This is a genomic window from Pedococcus sp. P1_H8 (assembly GCF_056405175.1).
Genome location: NZ_JBFUCP010000283.1, coordinates 1 through 424, shown reverse-complemented (window position 1 = coordinate 424; position 424 = coordinate 1). Strand labels below are relative to the sequence as shown.

General features: G+C 63.6%; 1 protein-coding gene. It reads right to left on the bottom strand.

Features of this window, described 5'->3' with window-relative positions; all coding sequences use genetic code 11:
• Positions 1 to 109: 109 nt before the first annotated feature.
• Entirely contained in the window at positions 110 to 268 is a 159-nt protein-coding gene (locus AC1DYG_RS20020) for a DUF4383 domain-containing protein (RefSeq protein ID WP_477641591.1), read from the bottom strand.
• Positions 269 to 424: the final 156 nt, after the last annotated feature.

Below are 424 nucleotides of genomic sequence, written 5' to 3'. Positions count from 1 at the left end.
GCGCGGCATCGCGAAGAAACGGCGATCATCGCCAGACCCAGCCGAAATGGAGCCAGTAGTTGGCCGGGTTGGTGGGCAGAGAAGTCCGCCCCGGATGCTTCGTCGACGATCAGGCCGTAGACCACAACAACAGATTGATGATTCCCCCGAGCACCAGGAAGAGCACGGACGTGCCGACCGTGCTGCACGCAGCCACACCGACCACGCCGGACATCAKATGTACGACGTTGTGCAGGACCGAGACCTCGTCGTGTACCCAACCGAGCACCGAACCCGGAGGGGCAACCTAAACGCGCCGCGGACGGAGCAACGGGCGTTCACCGTCGCCGGCGTTTGCACTCGCACCCGAGCGGGCATACCTACATCATGCGCAATCTGTGGATAGGAATGATCATCGGCGCCGCCACGGGAGCCGCCATCGGTG